The 472-nt window shown below is 66.9% G+C and carries 1 pseudogene; it reads right to left on the reverse strand.

Features of this window, described 5'->3' with window-relative positions:
- Positions 1-472 (reverse strand): annotated as a pseudogene (locus tag EXE41_RS18720) (hypothetical protein); the annotation flags it as partial.

Consider the following 472-nt stretch of genomic DNA (forward strand, 5'->3'; position numbering starts at 1 on the left):
GTCGTGTCTGGCGTGCCACGAACGTCAGCCCGACGAGTCCGACCAGCCCGATGAGGAACACGCTCGGACCCGGTAGGAAGCCACCCAGCCCGCTAAACGGCGACGATGTCGTCACCATCGGCGCCGGCCCTGGGATCGCATCGCCGACGCCACCGTCGGAACTCGTCACGGTTCCGTCGTCCTCACGAAACTGTATCACCTGCGTCTCCTCGGAGTCCTCCGTCGACAGCGTCAGCGGACTCGAGGCCATGCCCTCGTCGAGGACGATCTCGCGCGTCTCCGACCAGAGGACGTACGGCTGTCCGTCCGTCGCCTCGGTGAACGTCACGTGGTAGCTGTCTCCCGTGCTGCCACCCGAGGAGACACGGTAGACCGGCTCTCCCTCGTTCAGCCGGCCGTCCGGAATGTCCACGTCGATCGCTCCCGTCTCGACGTCGAACGCGAGCGGAAGCGTCCGGAGCTGTGCCTCGCC

The organism is Halorubrum sp. SD690R (genome assembly GCF_005435035.1).
In the GTDB taxonomy this organism is placed as follows: domain Archaea; phylum Halobacteriota; class Halobacteria; order Halobacteriales; family Haloferacaceae; genus Halorubrum; species Halorubrum ezzemoulense.